Here is a 20,191-nt window from a genome sequence, read left to right on the forward strand (position 1 = left end):
AGTTGTATATACAAGTCGCCTGGCCTACTCTTCGGGCACACTACCGAACGGGAACAGGACGATGGCTGCACCACGGTTTGAAACCATTAAGAAGCACATCATCGCCAAGGTCGAGAAAGGTCAATGGCAACCCGGTGACGCGGTGCCTTCCGAAAACCTCCTGGCTGAACAGTTTTCAGTGTCTAGAATGACCGCACGCCGTGCGCTGACGGAGTTGACCGATGCCGGTGTGCTGCAACGAATCCAAGGCGCAGGTACCTTTGTTGCAGAACAATTACCCACCGGTTCACTGTTGGAAATACGCAATATTGCGGATGAAATCACGGAACGGGGTCACCGGCATCTGGCGGAAGTTCTGGAGCTGACCGAACTTCCGGCGTCGAGCCTGATTGCGGCACAACTTGGCATTGCCCCAGACAGTGTTGTTTTTTTCAGTCGGCTGCGTCACTTCGAAGAAGACACGCGTAATCAACGACACGCCATTCAAGTGGAAGAACGATTTGTGTTGCCCGCTGTCGCGCCGGACTATCTACAACAGGATTTCACCACCCAAACACCCAGCGCCTATTTGTCGTCTTTGTCACCACTGTCTGAAGCAGATCATTGGGTTGAAGCGGTTATGCCCGACTCTGCTCTGCAAGCCTGGCTGAACATCTCACCGACAACGCCGTGCCTGAAGCTGTCGCGGCGAACCATGGGTTTACAGCGCGGACGACGTAAAAAACAGATTGTGAATTTCGCCATGTTGTATCACCCCGGGGATAAGTACCGCTTGGGTGGACACCTGGTAAACAACCCATCGTAAAAATGCTCACTAAAAACTAAAAACTAAAAAAACAGGAACCTCATATGACTCGACTGGACAACTCCCGAAGCATTGCAGCGCCCACTGGCACCCAACTCACCGCAAAAAGCTGGCTGACCGAAGCCCCACTGCGCATGTTAATGAACAACCTCCACCCCGATGTCGCGGAACATCCGGAAGAGTTGGTGGTTTACGGTGGCATTGGCCGTGCTGCGCGGAACTGGAAATGTTATGACAAGATCGTCGAAACCCTGACCCGATTGGAAAACAATGAAACGCTGTTGGTACAAAGCGGTAAGCCGGTCGGTGTGTTCCAAACACATGAAAACGCCCCGCGCGTCTTAATCGCCAATTCAAATCTGGTGCCGCACTGGGCGAACTGGGAGCATTTCAACGAACTCGATAAACAGGGTTTGATGATGTATGGCCAGATGACGGCCGGGTCGTGGATCTACATCGGCTCCCAGGGCATTGTTCAAGGTACTTACGAAACCTTCGGGGCCGTGGCGAAACAACATTTCAACGGAATCGCAAATGGCAAGTGGGTTCTGACCGGGGGGCTGGGTGGCATGGGTGGCGCACAGCCATTGGCAGCCACCATGGCCGGTTTTTCGATGCTCGCGGTGGAGTGTGACGAATCCCGGATCGACTTCCGTTTGCGCACGGGGTATGTCGACCGCAAAGCCACCACCTTGGACGAAGCACTGGAAGTAATCCATACAGCAACCGCCAAGGGCGAAGTCATCAGTGTCGGTTTGCTGGGCAATGCCGCCGATGTTTACAGCGAACTGGTGTCCAAAAACATCACACCGGATGTGGTAACTGACCAAACCAGCGCGCACGACCCACTCAATGGCTACCTGCCACAGGGTTGGACAATGGCACAGGCGAAAACCATGCGTTTGGAAAACCCGGCGTTGGTCGTGGACAAGGCGAAAGAAAGTATGGCGGTACAGGTGCGCGCGATGCTAGCGCTGCAAGATCGTGGTGCTGCAACACTCGACTACGGCAACAACATCCGCCAGATGGCACTTGAGAAGGGTGTCGACAACGCCTTTGATTTTCCCGGTTTCGTGCCAAAGTATATCCGCCCGCTGTTCTGCGAAGGTATCGGTCCGTTCCGATGGGTGGCACTGTCTGGCGACCCAGAAGACATCTACAAAACCGACGCAAAAGTGAAAGAGCTGATTCCGGATAACCCGCACTTACACAACTGGCTGGACATGGCACGTGAACGCATTCAATTCCAGGGGCTGCCCGCCCGTATCTGCTGGATTGGTTTAAAAGATCGCGCCCGGATTGGTCAGGCGTTTAACGATATGGTCGCCTCTGGTGAATTAAAAGCGCCCGTTGTAATCGGCCGTGATCATTTGGATTCCGGCTCCGTGGCGTCTCCTAATCGCGAAACGGAAAGCATGCTAGACGGCTCCGATGCGGTGTCTGACTGGCCGCTGTTGAATGCCATGCTGAGCACCGCAAGCGGAGCTACCTGGGTAAGCCTGCACCATGGTGGCGGCGTTGGCATGGGCTTTTCACAGCACGCCGGTCTTGTGGTGGTTTGCGATGGCACGCCGGAGGCGCGCACCCGTGTTGGCCGGGTATTGTGGAACGACCCCGGCACCGGCGTCATGCGTCACGCCGATGCGGGATACGATATTGCTGTGCAATGCGCCCAGGATAACCAACTGGACTTGCCCATGATTGAAGGTGCCAACGGAGGTCACCACTATGAATAAATTAGTCATCAAGCCCGGGCAGCTCACACTCGCACAATTACATCAGGTGCACTTGCAGGCAGTTCATTTGTCGTTGGACGAAAGCTGTCTTGACGGCATTGAACAGTCCGCCGCCACCGTAAAAAAAGTCATCGATGACAATCGTGTTGTCTACGGTATTAACACCGGCTTCGGCTTGCTTGCCAATACGCGGATCGAACCGGAAGAACTGGAAACCCTGCAGCGCAGTATTGTACTGAGTCATTCTGCGGGTATCGGCCAATACATGGACACCAGCACGGTACGTCTGCTGATGGTGTTAAAAATTAATTCCTTGGCGCGCGGCTTTTCCGGTATCCGGTTGGACGTCATTCAGGCGCTGATCACCCTGGTCAACAAAGAGATTTACCCCTGCATTCCCATTAAGGGTTCGGTCGGCGCCAGCGGCGACCTGGCCCCATTGGCGCACATGAGCGCTATTCTGTTGGGTGAAGGTGAAGCCTTTTATCAGGGCGAAACCATCTCCGCTAAAATTGCACTGGAACTGGCTGGCTTAACACCCATCGTACTGGCACCGAAGGAAGGCTTGGCTCTGCTTAATGGCACCCAAGCCTCTACCGCGCTGGCACTGCAAGGCTTATTCGCAACCGAGAACGCTTTGTTGGCCGCCACCGTGATCGGCGCCCTAACCGTTGAAGCCGCCAAAGGCTCACGCGCTCCGTTTGACGAACGCATTCATCTGGCCCGCGGTCATCAGGCGCAAATTGATATGGCGGCGGCGTATCGTCATTTACTGGCGCATTCCAATATCGAACAGTCACATGAAAACTGTGACAAAGTTCAGGACCCGTACAGTCTGCGCTGCCAACCGCAGGTGATGGGGGCGTGTCTGCAGCAAATGCGTCATGCCGCGAGTGTGATTCTGACCGAATGCAACGCGGTATCCGATAACCCACTAGTGTTCAGCGACGATGATGAGATCCTGTCTGGCGGTAACTTCCATGCCGAACCCATTGCCATGGTCGCAGATAACCTCGCCCTGGCACTTGCGGAAATCGGTGCCCTGTCGGAGCGTCGTATGGCGTTGCTGATCGACAGCGGCTTGAGCGGTTTGCCGCCATTTCTGGTCAACAACGGCGGGGTGAATTCCGGCTTCATGATTGCTCAGGTCACGTCCGCGGCGCTGGCCAGTGAAAACAAAACACTGGCACATCCGGCGTCAGTCGACAGCCTGCCGACATCTGCCAATCAGGAAGATCACGTCTCGATGGCGACGTTTGCGGCACGTCGGTTAAAGGATATGCATGAAAACACCGTCGGCATCTTGGCCGTCGAGTGGTTAGCGGCATGCCAAGGGCTGGATTTCCTGAGCCCACTGAGATCCAGTGACCTGCTGGAAAAAGCTAAAACAGAACTGCGTTCTCACGTGCCGTTTTACGACAAAGATCGCTACTTCGCGCCCGACATCAAAGCGGCCTTTGACCTGATTAAAGCGGACTGTCTGCGCCCGTTTGCTATTACCGACATCATGCTGACCGACTGAGGCAGTTACTGGCGCACACCCGTGCGCCCATTGATTAAGACACCTTTGCATAATTGCCATTTCAGCCCCGCCCTCCGGCTCCTTCAAATTAAAGATCTGAGGTGATTTGAATTAATCAAGGTTGCATTAACAATCAGGAATAACCCGTTTTTATCGTCTACGCTCAATTGGGGGCGGAGCACAGCTTCCTACCCTCAACTTTCCTTCCGTATTAAAGAGTTAAGATTCGTGAAAAGCGTGTTATTGCTAATCCTGTTACTTCCTTTGACGCTCTGCGCAGAGCCGTTCACCATCAGCTATGGCGTGGATGGCAAATTTGCCAAGGTTAATATTCAAATTATCCGTCAACTGTACCGCCATGTGGACATGACTCCCGAATTTATCCGGGTGCCCACGCCTCGCTTACTGCCAGACCTCAATGACGGTAAAACAGACGCCACCTTGTTTCGCGTGGCGGGCGCGCAACAGCCGTTTGAGCAGGTGGTGCCGCTAGCCAGCCCACATTATTTTGTGTCGATCCACGCGTTCAGTCGACAAGCCCTCAGCATTCAGAGTTGGGCAGATCTTGAACCTTTTCGACTGGCCTATATTGCCGGTTTCGCCGCCGCGCAGAATCAAACCATCGGCATGAACCGGATCGAAACCAAAACACTGGAGCAAGCCATGAAACTGCTCGAAGCAGACCGGGTCGATATCGTCATTGCCAGCCGCGATACTGGACTGGAGCTCATTCGTTCCTGGCCAGACAGCACCATTAACATGCTGCCGACCCCCATTCAAAACATACCGTTATTTCACTATGTCCACGAGCGACATGAAAATCTGATCGAGCCGTTAAACCAAGCGCTGAACGAGATGCGCGACAGTGGTGAACTGGAAAAAATTATCATCAATACATTGGGGTTTTAACGGCGTGGCACAGCCTATTCAACGATCAATCCAAGCGCGCATTGCCTTGAATACCATGGCTATAACCCTTTTTTTTACGGTGATTTTCGGTCTTCTCGGATTTACGCTGCAGTATTATTTGCTGAAAAAAGAATTGGCCAACTCGATCAACGCCATTGAAATTACGCCAGCGCCCAGTATCAGCAGCGCATTGTACCTGTTCGACTATGACAGCCTGGCTGTATTGCTAAACGGCCTTATTGAACAACCCATTTTGCAAGGCGTTGAGGTCATCAGTTTTTCTAGTATCGACCCCTTCACGGACGTTCGTGGCCAGATAACAGAGGACACACGCACCACCGTCATTACACTCAAAACGCAAAATTCCTTCGGCGAAACCGAGCTTGTCGGAGAACTGCGCGTGCAACCGAATACGCATTGGATGCGTCAACGACTTGGGCAAATTTTGGGTAGTTTCCTGTTGCCGTTGCTGCTGATGGCGGTATGCGTCGGTGCGGGCACGGTAATTCTGATGCGACGTTTGATCCTCGATCACCTGGTGACTTTAGCGGTGCAAAGTCGTCAGATGCTGGAATCCGACAACTACGAAAAATTTCGATTCGAACGACACAACCCTCACGCAGACGAATTAGATGTCGTTTTGGAAGCCCTGAACGACTTGGTGAACCGGCTGCGGACCAGCATGATCGAACAACAACAGGCTATTATTTTATTGGAAGATCACAAACAACAACTGGAAAAAATCGTCGATGTGCGCACTACGGAGCTCACAACGGCGAAAGAGTCCGCCGAGCAAGCCAGCCAGGCCAAATCAGAATTCATCGCCAATATGAGCCACGAAATTCGTACGCCCATGAATGGTGTCATCGGTTTAATTGACATCAGTTTGGGCGCTAACCCACCCCCTGCCATTGCAAAAAACCTCAAGATTGCCAAGCAATCAGCGCAAACGCTGCTCAGCATTCTCAATGACATCCTGGACTTTTCCAAATTGGAAGCGGGCAAGCTCACGCTGACCAACGCACCCTTTGAACTGAACCAGTTCTTACTAAATTGCAGCGCACTATTTTCAGCCAGCTGCCGTAACAAAGGCTTAGCTTTACTCATTGAAACCAACTTCACCGAGCAAATTTGGGTCGAAGGCGATGAAAACCGGCTCAGCCAGGTGTTAAACAATTTGATTGGCAATGCCCTAAAATTTACCGAACGGGGTTGCATCAAAATTATCGCCCAATACAGCGTCGAAAATGGGTTGTATGTGTGTGTACAGGACACAGGTATCGGCATTCCCGAGCAACATCTGTCCAAATTGTTTAAAGCGTTCGAACAGGTCGACTCGACCACTACTCGGGCCCATACAGGCACAGGGCTAGGGCTGAAAATAAGTAACGATCTGATTCAAAAAATGAACGGCAACATCCATGTCGATAGTCGTGACGGTAAAGGTTCGCGCTTCTACTTTTCAATACCTACACCGTTGGTGCGCACACTGGAAACCACACTGGAATGGCCGGTCGAGAAAAAGCTGATGGTGGTATTGCCCTATAATGACCTAGCCCATAATCTGGTCAAACTGGCGCGCAACGCTGGAATTCCGGTGCAATTCAAGGAAAATTTCACCGCAGAGTTGTGCGCCGATGCAGCCGCATTTTTAACCAATAACGAATGCATGACACCATCCATGACGGCTGCTGACATACCCTGTCTGAATATCGACTGTCACGAGTTGCCTGCCACATTTTCTATTCCACTCACCTGTCAGCAACTCGTGGTTACCTTACAACAGGTACTCACCGGAGAGTTCCTTCCGGTTGACCAAGCGCCGGCACAACGTGAGACCTTTCGCGGCAATCGGGTATTACTCGTTGAAGACAATGAAGTGAACCAACTGGTTGCCAGTACCATGCTGGAGGATCTGGGCTTTGAAGTCACCATTGCCAACCACGGCGCACAGGCACTGGATAAATTGGACATTCAGGAGTTCGAACTGGTGTTATTGGATTTACAGATGCCGGTGATGGATGGCTTTACCACCATTGAACACATCCGTCAGAACTCTCGCTGGAAAGGACTGCCTGTGATTGCGTTAACTGCGTTGACCGCCGCTGACGAAATAGCCCGATGCCATGAAGCAGGTTTCACCAGTCATCTGGCAAAACCCATTTTGATGGAAGAACTCACGCAACGACTGCGTGAAACCGTAAAAAACCAAGGGCAAACGCAGTGAATCAGGTTAGCCCGAAAATTTCTCTATATCGCCTAAAATAACTCTGTATCCCAGAGCTGGTATGGCATTCGGATAAATGGACTTCGGTAACACGTTTCGACCATACTTCGCTGATCGAGTCAGATAAAAAATCCCGTTACACTTTGCCCGATTGCACTTGAGCCTTAGAATATCTAAGACTTGGCGGACAAACGAACAAGCTGTTTAGGCTCATTCCCCCTCAGCTCTCAACCTATAATAAAATTTCCGGGCTAGCGCGCCAGTGCAACACACACTCGATTACGGCCTTGTGTTTTCGCCCGGTATAGAGCTTCATCGGCAAGTGCCAGTAACTGAGTTTCAGTCTGATCTTGCTGGATTTCAGCCACGCCAAAACTGCAAGTTAGGTTGGGTACAGTTGTAAACTTTTGCTGTTCAATTTTAGCGCGTAATGTTTCAGCCAAGGTTTGCGCACCCGATTCGTTGGTTTGCGGACAGATAATTAAAAACTCCTCGCCACCCCAGCGGCCCACAATATCGTTAAATCGAACGGATGATTTTAACAATGTCGCCAATTGCTGTAAGACAGCATCCCCCACCGCATGACCGTACAGGTCGTTCACCTCCTTGAACCGGTCCACGTCGAGTAACACGCAACAAAAGGCGGTGTCATACCGTTCAAAACGCTGTAGTTCGGTTTTAAATTGTTCATCCAAATATAGACGGTTATGCAATTTGGTGAGCGAGTCAGTACGCGACAGTCGACTGAGTGCTTCCGACTTTATTTCTAACTGCTGATTCGCATGGTTCAACTGAGCCACCAGCTTGCGAACACTCCAGTTTCGGTACAGCAATAAAGCGGAGATCAATGCTGCAATACTAAGTACCTGAACAGCCAAACGGTAATCCGTTCCGGTTTCCAGCCGCACTGAGATCCAGCGTTTCAGAATTTCGTTTTCCTCAATCGGGTTCAGGTTGTCGATGGCGGCCTGGAACAACGACAACAAGATAGGATCATCATTGCGGACCCCGACCCGAAAGTAACTTCTGAAGCCAGTCGGTCCGGCTATTTTGAGGTTGCTCAAACCCAACTGCTGAATCTGAGATGTGGCGACGTAGAGTGTTCCCATAGCGCTATAGATTTCACCGGCCGAGACTTTCTCATAAGCCTGTACCATGGATTCTACGTATACCAGATCAATTAGCGGGTATTGCTCAAGGATCCGCTCCTCAAAAATATAGCCCTCCACCATGGCGAGTGTTTTGCCCGACAGCGTCTGCAATCCATCAATGAAGGGCACTTCGGACTGGGCGACCAAAACCACTGAGGCTTCCATATAGGGTGAGGTGAAGTTCAGGTATTCCCGGCGGGCGTCTGATTCATTCAGCATCGACAGCAGATCGCATCGGCGTTCACGGGCAAATGCCTCACTCTGAGCCCAAGATTCCGTCTCGACCAAGCGCAAGGGTTTGCCGATCATATCGGCAAACAGCCCCATGTAGTCCGCTGCTATTCCCACATGACGGCCGTTGCCGTCTATAGCTTCATAGGGCATCCAATCTGGGTCCACACAAACGGTTATGTCATTCCTCTGGGCCAGGTAATCCCGTTGTTCTGGTGTTTTCACAAAAGGCTCAGCGGCGCGTGCGCCGCTAAACCCCCAGGTAAAAATGACCAAACACACTAAAATTAGAGGTTTAATGCCTTTTCCAAACATAGTCAGCCGATTAAAGAGAAAAATTTGCGCCTGAGCGCACCCAAATATCAGCATAGCAGATACCTTGCGGCCTATTGCGCGGCGCGCAACGGTACGGCAACGGCGTATTCCGATCAAACCTATGATTCGCATCATAGACCATCCAACCCAAATTGCCTCAGTTAAGGAATACGGAAATGAGACTATTAAGAAAAAGCCGAAGTCACAAAGCGAAAGGAATGCCACTACAATAAACAACCGTCATTGATGACGAGAACAACCAACCAAGAGATAACGCGGCTGATTCAATCTGCACGCTATTTTACTCGTCGTTCGGGGCGATCCCTCAACTCAGTTGCCTGGTCGTGCTAAATTTACCAGCGTCGCCAAACCATCATTCACTTGTTTCTAACATTGGTGACGCGGGCAAGGTCCATTTTGGATTTAAACAAGGTTTTCAGAACAAGGAAGCGGCTGTGAACTTCCGGTTTTTTGGCGGCATTATTCCAACAATAGGATGATCGTTAAAGTGAATATGCCAACAAAGAGCGCTTTTAACCCACTCAGCAACCAATGACTCCCGTCGATTCGCCCCAGGAAGATACCAAGCAAGAACAAACAGATAAGGCCAAAGCTCATCGCGGTCAATAATGGTGAGTATCGCATGTCCGGGGAATAAAAAAACACCGGCGAGAGAATAAGCAGTGATATACACAGAGGAGACAAACCGTTAACGGCACCCACCAACCATGGCGTCAAACGCGCTGCAGTTCCATGGGCAGATTGTTGCAAACTCTTTCCCATTGCCTGTTCCATTTCTGCCAGACTGCGTTTCCGTTCAGCGGCTTCGCTGATCACAGCTGCACTCAAGCCACTCATAAACAATGCCACCGCAGCCCCTAAACAAGCGCTGATGACAATTCGCGTATCGGCAACTTCGCCTAAATAAAAACCGCTTAAAATACCCAGCATCGTCAGAGCGCCATCAAACCCGTTAACAACAAAGTAACGTCGCAAAAGTGCGGTACTTTCAGTCAACGCCAGTGCTTGTTGTAGTGTGCGTCGAGACATAAACCGAACACTCAGTCTGAATTGTCGTTAACTACCTGAACTTCATCAAGACTGTGGACAGAACCGCCCATGTCGTTAATCACAGATTCAATATTGTCCAACGGTATGTCAGGCCCCGTAATTTCTATGCTCAGGGAATGGGTTTTTTCATCCATTTCCACAACGACCAGATTAACCACCAAACCCTCGCGGCATTGCGCAATGGAATTAGCAAACTCCAGCGCACCGGGCTGATGCGGTTTTAGAACATCCAAGACGACACCGGTTAGCTTAATCATAGGCACCACTTCTTGAGTTAAGATTTATCAGCAAGGCAACTCGCGCCCCGCTAAAAGTTCACACAATCAGTGTAGACCAATTGCCATAGACGCGCAGGTAGATAAACCCTAGCCCATCATTGCCCTTTTCTGAACGTGTCGCTTTTTTTCAAGACGATGAGCGAATCAACCATTAGGGTTACCACTCAATTAATGCGGAGAAAGGTCTCAACCATGAAATTACGATACACCATACTCTATGTCGAAAACGTAGAAACGACGCTCTCATTCTATGAACGATCGTTTGGCTTAACGCGAGCTATGTTGCATGAAAGTGGCGACTATGGTGAGCTGGACACCGGTAGTACAAAACTTGCATTTTCATCTGCATCACTGATGACTCAACTCGGAAGAAACCCAGGCAAGCCAGACGTCAACAACCCTGTATTCGAAATCGCCTTTGAAACAGACGACGTAGAGGCATCATTGCAAGCGGCTTTAAAGCAAGGCGCAACGCTAATTCAAGAAGTACGCAACGAACCCTGGGGACAGACAACGGCGTACGTCGGAGACCCTAATGGGTTTCTCATTGAAATTTGCTCACCGGTGGCGAGCTAGTGGTCCATGCAGAAAATAAGGTGGCGCGATTGCTATGCGCTTTCATTACTTAAATTCACGCATAGACCACTAGTCGTAGCCGGACAAGTGGATTTCATTGTGACAGCGCCCCTGTTTAAAGGCCAAGGGTGTGCACCGGAACCAGCGTTGCAACTCCCTGGTCATATGTGACTGATCGGCATAGCCTGAAGCCAATGCTGCATCCGTTAGGTCGGCAGCCCCGGCCAAAAGCCGGGCGCAACGCCTGGCTCGAACCAACGACATCCAGAAGTAAGGTGACTTTCCGGTTTCCGACCGGATGTGCCGTTGTAAGGTGCGTACCGACACACCTAAATTTTTTGCCACTGCTCCGATCCCGTTTAAGTCGGATCGGAGACCTTCAAGCGCTTCATTGACCGAAGCTTTCACCGCGCAAAATTCGTTTAGCCATGTGCTATCCAGCTTACTCGGTTCAGGCTCGTGCGCCATGAACTCCGCCAACGATGTTTCGTCAACGACCACCCCGGGTTTCAACCGAAAACCACGCAATGTGACACCCTTGCTCAGGGCCACCTGATAGGCGCAACTATCGACAGAGGTTATGGAAAAAGTAAAGCAATGCTGTTCATCTTGCTGAAAAATAACGTCACAGCATCCATCCGGCAGCACGATAGCGGTTGAATCACATTCGCTCGAATACAGCCATTCTTCCAATATCACGGTATCTTTCCCCACCAATAGTTATTTGAAGCTCCCATCCTGTAGCCGCGCTAAACAACGAAATGTGATTCTCTGTACGCCACTTTGCGGAAAACCACATTATTCAAGCCGTGCCATAAAGGCAACGCTGTGCTTTCTGAAAATACAGACATTCACCTTAAGGACTAACTTGAGGAGGGTTGCTCCCCAAGCCAGACCACTCTGCGTGCCGGATGTTGAACCTTAAGCAGAAGCGTTTTCTTGAGTGGCTTTCTTATGCTTACGAATCTTCTTCATCGCCCAAACGTAATGGCTGGAAGTGCAACTGACAAAGTAGGCACCAAGCGTTGAACTTTTTGTCCAGGGATAAACCGATTTCTTAAACAGCTCATCATTGGTATGGGACTCTATCAAGTTCAGCGTCTGCAGATGCGTTTTCTTTAACAGAGTTTTGGCCTTCGACAACGGAACACCCTGAATACGCTCCCAAAGCTTCTGATTAAACTCTGGAAGAGTTTTCCAGGTATAGCCCTCACCCGGAACCGCAGGCATGCCTCCTTCGAGCGTGCCTTCGCGATGCCAAGACTCGACCAGTTTGTGCCACTCTGACAGATGCATCAGCACATCCCGAATGTTCTTGTCCCGGTCCTCAAATTGAAATGAAGCTTTTTGCGCATCCATGCTCATCGACTCTATTAACGCCCAAAGTTTTTCGAACTCGGTATTGGCAGAGGCTAGCAGGTCGGTTTTAGTTGTGGGTCGGCTCATAACAAAGCCTCCTTTCGCTGAATTAAAAGACAGAAACAGAAATGTAGATGACACCGGCTATCGCAATCATACTTAAACAAAGTTGACTCAGACCAGGTGCCCTTGCGAAGCGTGCCTTCTCCTGATATAGCAAAACCAGGTTGAGTCCTTCCAAAGGTATAATCAGCAAATAAAAATAAAGCGACAGTATTGTGAAGAATACCAGGGGTGCGATACCGGATATCTGGGTCTCGGCGCTGAATGACTCCGGGCTGACCAGATAAAGAATGGTGAATACTGTAGCCAACAACGCATTCAATACGCTCAGAGGCAGGGTGTGTGTTAACACACGTTTTGGGTATCGAGCCGTTAACCACTGATACCCCCCATACAGTAATAGTGTGCTGATGATTCCATAACCCAGTGCGATTAACATAATGGCCTCCTTAGCGGCTTGACTGGTTTCTTAAACCTCCTTGCATTATGAACCGGGGAATATGACACCCTGCGTCATATTTTAGGCTGTGTTCGATACCTATCCAGCATTTCTTGCGCTGCATCAATTAATCGCTGCCTTAAAGACAGAGGTGACAACACGTCGACGTATTGCCCGAACGACAACAGATAGGAAATGACCCAGGCATCCATCGGGTATTCCACCCGTACTTCGAGTGAACCGTTTTTGTGATAAGTAAAGTCGCTATGGTTAAAGTCATCGTGTACTCGATGCGCAACCTCAGCGTCAAAACGCAAATGGAGTTTGGTCAAAGCCGGGGAAGGCGCCGCCGAATGCTCAACCCAGAGATCCTCCGGCAGATCGCGATGAAACGTCTTTGCCGTCAGCAATACATCAGTCATGCGTGAAATACGAAACGTTCGCACCTGTTGTTTTGTCTCACAATAACCCACTAGATACCAAGCATTGCCCTTAAAACAAAGCTTAAGAGGTTGAATCGTCCGCTTGCCAAGGGTGCCCGCTGAAGAATAGTAATTAAAGTGAATAACAACTCTCGACAATATCGCATGCTTGAGCAGACCAAACTTGTTTTGCTCATCCCGGGCGCTGCCCCAATAAGAGAAATCGACCTGAATCCAATCTGATTGCGAAGGTTGTTTAAATATCCCACAAACTTTATTGATTGTGGACTCTATTCCCGGAAAGTTGGAAGCCCGTAGAGTGTCCAATGCAAGTCGAATTTCGTCCTGTTCTTTCTGAGTCAGAAAGAATCGATCTAACACATAATGTTTCATCAGGCTGATGCCACCGCCCTGACCTTTCGTCATACTGACAGGCACCCCAGCCAGGCTTAATGTGTCGATATCCCGATAGATCGTTCGTACAGATACACCGAAATGGTTTGAAAGAGTACGTGCAGTGAGCTGCCCGTTATTCAATAACAGAATTACTATTTCCAGGAGACGATCAATCTGCATAAAAGTATTTTTTTGTTAAGACAGTTCGTTCACAAAGTATAAGCCAACGCCTTCCCTATGGCTTGCATGTGGCTTGTTTTGCATCAACTGACAACAACTTTTTTTTGGTTGCCCGTTCTTAACGGATATAGAGCCGCGCCGCGATCAAGGTGAAGGGCCATGGCACTTACTTAAGCTTGCTTGGCATATAAATTTCTATTTTGAGAGCAACTGCGACCTGGTTGAACTGTTTATCCCTTGTCGAGACGAAATCGTCAGATCTGACGATTCGTTTAAAACACGAAGCCATTCACGCACTCATGCTCAGCACCCGCAGCGTAGTGCTCGAAAGCCGCCCCAGCCTCGTCGGAAAATTATCGCTGAAAGAACTCACCACCAACTTTCTCATCAGTCACGTAATACAAACCAAAGCTGTTCCTGACCGCTAACAACTGCTCCGAGGCGGGCATTAGACCTGTTATTGTTTTCGTCGAAAGAATGCTTCATTTGGGTGTGGCCTTTTATTGGCCATATCGTCCATATGTCTCTTTTGCGCTTCTTTTTCCTCTCGACGCTTCTTTCGGCAGGCAGGGCATCGCGACGCGGTCGACCAAATAGAACCTTTCGCGATTTCATACCACCATTTCTGCGCTTTGGCGGTCCAAAGTGCAGCGGCGCCACATTCAACACAATTAAACACGACGTCATAGTAATAGTCAGGAAAACGCCCATACGTATTGTTATGTAGCAATTCATTATGATTCGCTTTTACGACCGTGTTTGAAAGTGCTTTGGCTTCCAGATACCTCTTACCTTCTAATTCGCTCTTTAGTATCGCAGCGCGCTCTGCTCGTTTGTTTTTTATTTCGATACGCCGTTGCCTACCACTTTTCATGTCGATACCTACTAATAACGTTTTCACTTCAGAGCGAAATTGTACACAACCGATTTAATTCTATTTCCTTCCTACAACCGAGACTGCTGAATCACGCGCTATATGCTATCAACTGTATGCTAATGCATATAGCGCCTGAACATACTCGCTTATGACTATTGCGTAGTTTTCAGCCGCAACATTGGGGGGTTTAACGTCATTTATTTCGTCAAAAAAAGCACGTTATTACGTTTATCTGTGCTATAAAACGCCAAGTCTGTCGGCGAGCAGCCAGAATACTATGACAGCGGACACAGTTCGATATCCTTCATGGCTTATACTCGCGCCTGACAAGGAATGGTCAATGCAGGCCCTGTATACAACGACGCAAATATTGATAAAAACAATCGCCCCAACCTACACGAGATCTGACCTTTGAACACTACTGAGCGCCCTACCTGGCAACGCACCGCCACCTTGTTTCTGACCACGCAAGCGCTGTCGTTGTTTGGGTCAATGTTGGTGCAGTACGCGATTCTCTGGCACATCACCCTCACGGCGAAGTCCGGTTACATGATGATGCTGATGATTATCATCGGCGTTTTACCGATGTTTTTCTTAAGTCCCTTTGCGGGGGTTTGGGCCGATCGTTACGACCGAAAAAAACTGATTATGCTGGCTGACAGTTTGGTCGCGCTAACCACACTGGCGTTGGCGCTTGGTTTGATGCTGGGTGTGCAGGGCTATTGGCCGTTCTTATTGGCTTCGTTTCTGCGCGCTATTGGGCAGGGCATTCAAATGCCGGCTGTCGGAGCTTTTGTTCCGCAATTTACACCCAAGGATAAACTGACGCGGGTTAACGGTATTTTAGGCACCATTCAGGCCATGACAATGTTGCTGGCACCCATGATGGCTGGTGCACTGATGACATTCGCGCCGATCGAAACCATTTTTTACATTGACGTGGTCACAGCCGCTTTAGCGGTCTTTATTATGGCCGTATTCATTCATGTTCCGGCGCATCATGCTGCCAAGCCCCCCGCAACCACCAGCTACCTGAGCGACATGCGCAGTGGTGTCCATTACATTCGCCACCACGGTTATCTGGTTCGCTTCTTTCTGTTCAGCGCGGTTTTTATGTTCCTTGCGGCGCCGGTGGCGTTTTTGTCGCCTTTGCAAGTCACGCGGAGTTTTGGCGAGGATGTCTGGCGCTTAACCGCGATAGAAATCACTTTCAGTATTGGGATGATGATCGGTGGTGCGCTCATCGCGTCTTGGGGCGGCTTCCGCAATCGGGTTCATACCATGATCAGCTCTACGGTGGTTATGGGGCTGTTTACCTTTGCACTGGGCGTGGTTCCGGTCTTCTGGCTGTACCTGATTTTCATGGGCATCGCTGGGCTGGCAATGCCGTTGTTTAACACGCCCGCCACGGTTTTAATTCAGGAACATGTTGAAGAACATTACATGGGCCGGGTATTCAGCGTGATGACGATGATTTCCTCGGCCACCATGCCTATGGGCATGCTGGTGTTTGGCCCACTGGCAGACATAGTGCGTATCGAAGTGTTGTTGGTGTTCACGGGCCTCGGCATGGCACTCATCGGTGTGCTCATGCTGCGCAGCCGTGTGTTGGTGAGCGCGGGCGAACCTACCTTGCGCCAACCGGATTCAGCAGAGCCCTCCGTTGATAAACCCAACTCTCAAACCACCACCGAGCAACCGATGCCGGAGTGAGAAGGCCTACGACGAGTAAGGCGTCCCGTCCTTATGTGCGGCAATCCATTGTCCGTCGGCGTCGACGCTCCATTGAAAGTCGTCTTCATCATAAACCGGCTGATCGCCATCGACCCGACTGCCAACAACCATAAACACCGCCGGTTTATCCGTATGATTGACTAACCGGTGCCCCAGCCCTTCGTTGGCTTTAAAACCAATGCATGCACCGGCCCTCATCGTTTCCACCTGCTCGCCATAGTGCAACGTTAATTCACCACTGAGCACATACACAAATTCTTCCGAGCGGGTATGCCAATGCCGCAAGCCTGATGATGCACCGGGCACCACGACTTCCAGATTGACACCAAACCCTTGCAGCCCAAAAGCATCACTCAATGCACGCACCTGAGCTGGCCCCATTTTGGCGTGGAAAACGTCCGGAAACGCATTATCCGTTTGCGCCATGAGGGACATGGCATCCATGCTTTTTTTGCTCATTGGTTTCATTTAGGGTTCCATTGGTATTAGGTTTTAAGTTTTCTGGCGTGCAGGTTCAAATTCTTCATAACGCGGCAACGATGCGTCCAGGTTTTCCCAATTAGCTTTCGAGCCCATGAAGTTATGTGACATGGGTCTCTCCACTATGTCGGAATCCAGAATGCCCAACCGCAGCCGAAGTCGCGTTGGGTCCTGTTCGTTCGAACTGTACACCGGTGATCCGCAATAACGACAAAAATGTCGATGCCGTCCTGGCTTGAACGTAAAGGTGGTTAAACAGTCTTCGCCTTGTGTAATTGAAAACATGTCCTGGGCAATGAAACCGTTGGTGGCAAACGCGCTTCCGCTGTTTTTTCGACACAGGGAACAGTGGCAATGAATGATGTCTTGAATGCCGCCATTAACTTGCACCTGCACGCGGCCACATAAACACTTTCCGTGATACATCGTTTACATCCTGAAAAATTAGTGAGTGTGTTGTTTACGGTATTCCGATGGCGTCAACCCGTGGCGCTCTTTAAAAGCTTTGTTAAATGTCGACAGTGAACGGTAGCCAACATCCAACGCGATGGTCAGTACTGGCAAAGGTTTGGTCTTCGTATCCGCCAACCGGTTGGCCGCTTCGGAAATCCGATAGAGGTTTAGCAGTTCATTAAAATTGCGGTAACCCAACTCTGTGTTCACGAGTGTTCTGAGTTTGTATTCAGGCAGTTTCATTGTTGCGGCCAGCTTTCCAATGGTCAGATCGGATTGACAATAAATTCGTTCTTCGTCGAACAAGCGCTGCAAAGTCAGCAATTCTGCTGAGCGCGGAGCGTTATTGTTCGTTATGTGGTCAGAAGGCGTATCGGCAGGCGGCGATACCAGTTTGGACTGCGTTAACTGTTCAGTAACTTCCGTGTTAGTCTGCAAGAAGAAGGCGGCCAATAACGCTGCGGCCAAACAGATCAGCACACTGTTGAACAGTAAACTGGTTTCGGGTGCGATAACAGACGCAGGAATAAAGTTTTCTAACACCACGACCGTCACAATGAGGACACCTTGAATCGCTAAGAAAACAGCGCGGAACCGACGCCGGGATTCGAGCAGGTCACTGGTCCAACCGTCGAGTGTCCAGACAATAGAAAGAATTATAAACCCAACACGCAACAGGTGCGGAAACGGGCCCGACAAAAACCAGGCCCATGAATGCGTCGTCAGCGGTGAAAAGGGACCACAGGCACCCGCTTCACAACTGAACCCGATCATGTCCAGCGCCATCATAGCAACGGCTGCCAAGATCATCGCCCGCGGAGGTAAGCGATCCTGAAAAACAATGACTGTAAAGACTGCAAATATGGCTGGCGTTGACGAGGCTAACGCGTCGATCAAAATACCGACCGGTAACGGGAGTGGCAGGCTAAATTCGGCGCCCCGCCAGTGGAAAAAATAGGGCGTGAATAAATAGATAAGCATGCCACTCGCCAACATCAGGTAGCTGATGTTGAAACGACGATTCTGACTGCTTCGAATCAACTGAAATGCCGTCAACAGAATAAGCGTGCCCGCTGCCACACGGAAACTGAGAATCAGCGCGCCCATGTTATGTTTTCACTCGAATGCGTTCGACGGACAAACGTGGCTGTCCGTTATCTGCACACAATGGTGAATGCTTCGCGTCGCCACGCACGAACCAGAACAGCATCAGCCGAGCCACATGCAATAACATGCGTAATACCGACATTCGATCTGCGTTGGGTTGCGCCCACTGTTCGTCCGTCTGTTTGTTCACCCGCGCCCGCACCGGGCCGATGGCATCATCCGCGTTGCGGGGTTCATCGAAGCCCTGAATACTGCCGGTAAACACACCGAGAAAGGGTACTTTCAGGTTTTGCACGCCGTTAAACAGCGGCGTGTTGCAACACCCGGCGTAGTATCGGGCGGCACCTTTTTCAGTCTGCTTCACCGCCCGAATGAGCTCAAAGCCGGACTCAAAGGTTACATCGCGTGGCGACATCTGAAAAACATCAGTTCCGCCCTGAGTGTCTGCAAATGCTGCTTCCTGACCGAGAAAGCGCAAATAAGACTGACAGAACCGGCAATAGCAAACTGCCCGGTTCACGGTCTTTGGTTGCATGTGAGACAACCGTGCGCGCACTTGGCCACACTGGCATTGCAACTGAAGTTCCATAGCACCGACCCTGAGAAGTTTCGCCTTACTATAAACAATGGTCTGCCCAAGATCACCTCTGATCTTACTGCGCATGCTCCCCGTTACTGGCAATATCGATAGGCTTGCCTTCATGCAACAACAAGTAGACCTCATTGCGTATCGCGTTCGCCTGCGCCGAAGTCAATGTGCGGTGCAGATCGCGAATGGTAATCCGCAATAACAGGTTTTTCTGGTCCAATGTTATCGCCAAGCGCTCACGAACCTTCTCTGGTAACGACGCGTAGGGTGTCTCATCCATAACCACTAAAGATTCAATCATGGAAATGTCCGCTAAGCCCTCCCGCAATCGATCACCCAGTATTTCCGCATCGACCGCTGCATTAACCACAAGCGATATATCCCGATTGATGGCTGGCATGGATGACACCGGGCGATACAGTGATAGGTCCTGCATCTGCTCTTGTACCTGATGCGAGGTTGATCGCAACAGACGAATATCGGGAATGTTTTTGCGAATCATTAATATCCGGTCCAACCCCAGCCCCATCGCCAATCCGGAATGCACGGTAAGGCCAGCATTGTGCAGAATCGTCGGTGCAATCAGCCCGCATTCGCCCACTTCAATCCAGGCTTCCTGCCAACGCACATCGATCTGAACACCACCCTGAGTATAAGGATGCGGCGACGGAACCGTTCGCCATTCGTGTCCGGGTAAAAGAGCGTTCATCAGCGTTTGAATCATCTGGTGAAGGTCCTCGATGCGCATCGGTTTACGCTCTTTGTGGTTCACCAATCGCCAGATATCGAGTTGATGAGGCTCCGCGCAATGCAGTCGGTCGATGCAATCGCGCCGATACACAATCCCTGGCAACAATAACAGCAAGTCAGCTGGGCTTTCGCCATGCATACCGGCCAGCGCATCAGGGATGGCCGATGACGTTTGCGTTCGCAAAATATAGCGAGGGGTAATGTACCGGGTATAGCGGGCGTCGCGCGCTGCGCCATCCATGGGGTAGTTCAGGCGATCGTAATTATTTTCAATTGGTACGACCGGGCTGGAACGCAGTGTGCGCACCTGACAAGACCACACCTGTTGCAACGCTCGTTGCGTCAAACGGATCAGCGTTTGCAGGGCATGACCGCTGACCACCAACGGGTCGGTTAAATCGGGCGTGGATAAGGCGCGGGATAATTCGGCTTGAGAAAGTAGTACTGGCATGGGTGTTGTGCTCCATAAACTGAATGACAATGTTTGGAGCGGAAAATTGGCTACCTGAAAACGAAAAACC

20 protein-coding genes are annotated in these 20,191 nt (G+C 50.5%); 7 read left to right on the forward strand and 13 right to left on the reverse strand.

Translation table 11 applies throughout. From position 1 onward, the window contains the following. Positions 1–61: 61 nt before the first annotated feature. The 5 genes from IYN85_RS23550 to IYN85_RS26065 all read left to right on the forward strand — a co-directional run bounded on the left by IYN85_RS23550 (position 62) and on the right by IYN85_RS26065 (position 7,199). The gene (locus IYN85_RS23550; RefSeq protein ID WP_196161425.1) at positions 62–805 is read left to right on the forward strand and encodes a UTRA domain-containing protein; all 744 of its coding nucleotides are present in this window, start codon (positions 62–64) and stop codon (positions 803–805) included. Positions 806–849: 44 nt separating this feature from the next. Beyond that, positions 850–2,541, forward strand: coding sequence for a urocanate hydratase (gene hutU / locus IYN85_RS23555; RefSeq protein ID WP_196161426.1), 1,692 nt, complete (start codon positions 850–852; stop codon positions 2,539–2,541). Further along, entirely contained in the window at positions 2,534–4,063 is a 1,530-nt protein-coding gene (hutH, locus tag IYN85_RS23560) for a histidine ammonia-lyase (protein ID WP_196161427.1), read from the forward strand. The genes hutU and hutH overlap by 8 nt, the downstream gene beginning before the upstream one ends. 228 nt (positions 4,064–4,291) lie before the next feature. Beyond that, complete coding sequence (locus tag IYN85_RS23565) at positions 4,292–4,972, forward strand: transporter substrate-binding domain-containing protein (protein ID WP_196161428.1); 681 nt, start codon at positions 4,292–4,294, stop codon at positions 4,970–4,972. Between the two features lie 4 nt (positions 4,973–4,976). Continuing rightward, positions 4,977–7,199: an ATP-binding protein gene (locus tag IYN85_RS26065; RefSeq protein ID WP_196161429.1), complete on the forward strand. Its 2,223-nt coding sequence runs from the start codon at positions 4,977–4,979 to the stop codon at positions 7,197–7,199. 251 nt (positions 7,200–7,450) lie between these two features. Here IYN85_RS26065 and IYN85_RS23575 read toward each other — a convergent pair whose 3' ends face one another. The 3 genes from IYN85_RS23575 to IYN85_RS23585 form a co-directional block, all read right to left on the reverse strand. Then, positions 7,451–9,031, reverse strand: coding sequence for a diguanylate cyclase (locus tag IYN85_RS23575; protein ID WP_196161430.1), 1,581 nt, complete (start codon positions 9,029–9,031; stop codon positions 7,451–7,453). A gap of 345 nt (positions 9,032–9,376) precedes the next feature. After that, entirely contained in the window at positions 9,377–9,946 is a 570-nt protein-coding gene (locus IYN85_RS23580; protein ID WP_196161431.1) for a VIT1/CCC1 transporter family protein, read from the reverse strand. Between the two features lie 11 nt (positions 9,947–9,957). Continuing rightward, a complete protein-coding gene (locus IYN85_RS23585; RefSeq protein WP_196161432.1) occupies positions 9,958–10,224 on the reverse strand; it encodes a DUF211 domain-containing protein in 267 nt (88 codons plus the stop codon). 213 nt (positions 10,225–10,437) lie between these two features. Here IYN85_RS23585 and IYN85_RS23590 point away from each other — a divergent pair, with 213 nt between their 5' ends. Then, entirely contained in the window at positions 10,438–10,821 is a 384-nt protein-coding gene (locus tag IYN85_RS23590) for a VOC family protein (RefSeq protein ID WP_196161433.1), read from the forward strand. Positions 10,822–10,890: 69 nt separating this feature from the next. On the opposite strand, the gene IYN85_RS23595 is transcribed toward IYN85_RS23590, so the two are convergent. The 5 genes from IYN85_RS23595 to IYN85_RS23615 form a co-directional block, all read right to left on the reverse strand. Continuing rightward, complete coding sequence (locus IYN85_RS23595) at positions 10,891–11,520, reverse strand: helix-turn-helix domain-containing protein (protein ID WP_196161434.1); 630 nt, start codon at positions 11,518–11,520, stop codon at positions 10,891–10,893. A 222-nt stretch (positions 11,521–11,742) separates the two neighbouring features. Beyond that, entirely contained in the window at positions 11,743–12,267 is a 525-nt protein-coding gene (locus tag IYN85_RS23600) for a ClbS/DfsB family four-helix bundle protein (RefSeq protein ID WP_196161435.1), read from the reverse strand. Between the two features lie 22 nt (positions 12,268–12,289). Beyond that, positions 12,290–12,682, reverse strand: coding sequence for a hypothetical protein (locus IYN85_RS23605; RefSeq protein ID WP_196161436.1), 393 nt, complete (start codon positions 12,680–12,682; stop codon positions 12,290–12,292). 74 nt (positions 12,683–12,756) lie between these two features. Then, positions 12,757–13,680 carry a YafY family protein gene (locus tag IYN85_RS23610; RefSeq protein WP_196161437.1) on the reverse strand — a complete coding sequence of 308 codons (924 nt, stop codon included), beginning with the start codon at positions 13,678–13,680 and terminating at the stop codon, positions 12,757–12,759. Between the two features lie 457 nt (positions 13,681–14,137). Then, entirely contained in the window at positions 14,138–14,554 is a 417-nt protein-coding gene (locus tag IYN85_RS23615; protein ID WP_196161438.1) for a zinc-ribbon domain containing protein, read from the reverse strand. Positions 14,555–14,968: 414 nt separating this feature from the next. Here IYN85_RS23615 and IYN85_RS23620 point away from each other — a divergent pair, with 414 nt between their 5' ends. After that, on the forward strand, positions 14,969–16,270 hold the full coding sequence (locus IYN85_RS23620; protein ID WP_230390946.1) for an MFS transporter: 1,302 nt from the start codon (positions 14,969–14,971) through the stop codon (positions 16,268–16,270). A 6-nt stretch (positions 16,271–16,276) separates the two neighbouring features. Here IYN85_RS23620 and IYN85_RS23625 read toward each other — a convergent pair whose 3' ends face one another. Genes IYN85_RS23625 through IYN85_RS23645 form a run of 5 tightly spaced genes read right to left on the reverse strand, consistent with a single transcriptional unit; the run spans position 16,277 to position 20,121 of the window. Beyond that, the gene (locus IYN85_RS23625; RefSeq protein WP_230390947.1) at positions 16,277–16,759 is read right to left on the reverse strand and encodes a cupin domain-containing protein; all 483 of its coding nucleotides are present in this window, start codon (positions 16,757–16,759) and stop codon (positions 16,277–16,279) included. A 24-nt stretch (positions 16,760–16,783) separates the two neighbouring features. Then, a complete protein-coding gene (locus IYN85_RS23630) occupies positions 16,784–17,197 on the reverse strand; it encodes a GFA family protein (RefSeq protein ID WP_196161439.1) in 414 nt (137 codons plus the stop codon). 18 nt (positions 17,198–17,215) lie between these two features. Then, entirely contained in the window at positions 17,216–18,331 is a 1,116-nt protein-coding gene (locus IYN85_RS23635) for an AraC family transcriptional regulator (protein ID WP_196161440.1), read from the reverse strand. Between the two features lies 1 nt (position 18,332). Then, entirely contained in the window at positions 18,333–19,055 is a 723-nt protein-coding gene (locus IYN85_RS23640) for a DUF6151 family protein (RefSeq protein WP_370592241.1), read from the reverse strand. Next, a complete protein-coding gene (locus IYN85_RS23645) occupies positions 18,985–20,121 on the reverse strand; it encodes a hypothetical protein (RefSeq protein ID WP_196161442.1) in 1,137 nt (378 codons plus the stop codon). The genes IYN85_RS23640 and IYN85_RS23645 overlap by 71 nt, the downstream gene beginning before the upstream one ends. Positions 20,122–20,191 lie beyond the last annotated feature (70 nt).

The sequence above is a fragment of the Reinekea sp. G2M2-21 genome, from assembly GCF_015687175.1.
GTDB lineage: Bacteria > Pseudomonadota > Gammaproteobacteria > Pseudomonadales > Natronospirillaceae > Reinekea.

Excerpts from the sequence above, each read along its gene's own strand:
- IYN85_RS23550 (WP_196161425.1), top strand. The coding sequence starts at position 62 with ATGGCTGCACCACGGTTTGAAACCATTAAGAAGCACATCATCGCCAAG.
- hutU (WP_196161426.1), top strand. The coding sequence starts at position 850 with ATGACTCGACTGGACAACTCCCGAAGCATTGCAGCGCCCACTGGCACC.
- hutH (WP_196161427.1), top strand. The coding sequence starts at position 2,534 with ATGAATAAATTAGTCATCAAGCCCGGGCAGCTCACACTCGCACAATTA.
- IYN85_RS23575 (WP_196161430.1), bottom strand. The coding sequence starts at position 9,031 with ATGATGCGAATCATAGGTTTGATCGGAATACGCCGTTGCCGTACCGTT.
- IYN85_RS23580 (WP_196161431.1), bottom strand. The coding sequence starts at position 9,946 with ATGTCTCGACGCACACTACAACAAGCACTGGCGTTGACTGAAAGTACC.
- IYN85_RS23585 (WP_196161432.1), bottom strand. The coding sequence starts at position 10,224 with ATGATTAAGCTAACCGGTGTCGTCTTGGATGTTCTAAAACCGCATCAG.
- IYN85_RS23590 (WP_196161433.1), top strand. The coding sequence starts at position 10,438 with ATGAAATTACGATACACCATACTCTATGTCGAAAACGTAGAAACGACG.
- IYN85_RS23600 (WP_196161435.1), bottom strand. The coding sequence starts at position 12,267 with ATGAGCCGACCCACAACTAAAACCGACCTGCTAGCCTCTGCCAATACC.
- IYN85_RS23605 (WP_196161436.1), bottom strand. The coding sequence starts at position 12,682 with ATGTTAATCGCACTGGGTTATGGAATCATCAGCACACTATTACTGTAT.
- IYN85_RS23610 (WP_196161437.1), bottom strand. The coding sequence starts at position 13,680 with ATGCAGATTGATCGTCTCCTGGAAATAGTAATTCTGTTATTGAATAAC.
- IYN85_RS23615 (WP_196161438.1), bottom strand. The coding sequence starts at position 14,554 with ATGAAAAGTGGTAGGCAACGGCGTATCGAAATAAAAAACAAACGAGCA.
- IYN85_RS23625 (WP_230390947.1), bottom strand. The coding sequence starts at position 16,759 with ATGAAACCAATGAGCAAAAAAAGCATGGATGCCATGTCCCTCATGGCG.
- IYN85_RS23630 (WP_196161439.1), bottom strand. The coding sequence starts at position 17,197 with ATGTATCACGGAAAGTGTTTATGTGGCCGCGTGCAGGTGCAAGTTAAT.
- IYN85_RS23635 (WP_196161440.1), bottom strand. The coding sequence starts at position 18,331 with ATGGGCGCGCTGATTCTCAGTTTCCGTGTGGCAGCGGGCACGCTTATT.
- IYN85_RS23640 (WP_370592241.1), bottom strand. The coding sequence starts at position 19,055 with ATGAGGTCTACTTGTTGTTGCATGAAGGCAAGCCTATCGATATTGCCA.
- IYN85_RS23645 (WP_196161442.1), bottom strand. The coding sequence starts at position 20,121 with ATGCCAGTACTACTTTCTCAAGCCGAATTATCCCGCGCCTTATCCACG.